The organism is Oleiphilus sp. HI0067, assembly GCF_001635735.1.
Map to the genome: position 1 here is coordinate 1 of NZ_LWFI01001359.1, position 948 is coordinate 948.

General features: G+C 41.7%; 1 protein-coding gene. It reads right to left on the bottom strand.

Annotation, left to right across the window (positions count from 1 at the left end; genetic code table 11):
• The coding region (dnaA, locus tag A3739_RS21600; protein WP_068502732.1) for a chromosomal replication initiator protein DnaA at positions 1 to 948 on the bottom strand (948 nt) is incomplete at both ends.

The window sequence follows — 948 nt, forward strand, 5'->3', positions numbered from 1 at the left end:
GTTATTTTTCTGCAAGCATGTAAGACTGTTGTATGGTCACGCCCACCAAAGGCATCCCCTATTTCGGGTAAACTATGTTCCGTTAACTCCTTAGCTAAGGCCATAGCGACTTGTCTCGGCCGCGCAATAGACCTTGTTCTTCTGGGAGAAAGAAGATCGGCTACTTTTATTTTGTAGTACTCAGCAACCGTTCTTTGGATATTATCGATACTTACCTGCCGATCATGAACAGATAATAGGTCTTTCAAACATTCCTGTGCGAAAGTCGGCGTGATGTCTTGACGTGTAAAACTTGCGTTCGCCGCTACCAATCTAAGAGCGCCCTCTAACTCTCTTACATTCGATCGAACACGTCGAGCAATAAAGAAAGCAGCATCTTCACGTAACACAACACGTTCTTGTTCTGCCTTACGCATTAATATCGCTACTCGCGTTTCTAATTCAGGAGATTCTAATTTCGTCGACAAACCCCAACCAAATCGAGAAGTTAGACGCTCTTCCATATTCTCAATTTCTTTAGGATAACGATCACTCGTCAATATGACTTGTTTATCCCCATCAAGTAAGGCATTAAACGTATGAAAAAACTCTTCCTGTGAACGCTCTTTTTTTGCAAAGAATTGAATATCATCGATCAACAATACATCAAGAGATCGATAGTACTTCTTAAATCTCGCAATATCGTTAGCTTGAAGTGCTTTGATCATATCACCAACAAAACGCTCAGAATGCAGATATACAATTTTCGCATTGGGATTGCGTGCTTTTATCTCATTTCCGACGGCGTGCATGAGATGTGTTTTACCCAACCCAACATCACCATAAAGAAACAGTGGGTTATATGCTGAACCAGGCTCATCAGCTACTCGCATTGCTGCAGCGCGAGCCATATGGTTAGCTTTACCTTCTACAAAGGTTTCAAACGTAAATTTAGGGTTCAGATTACTC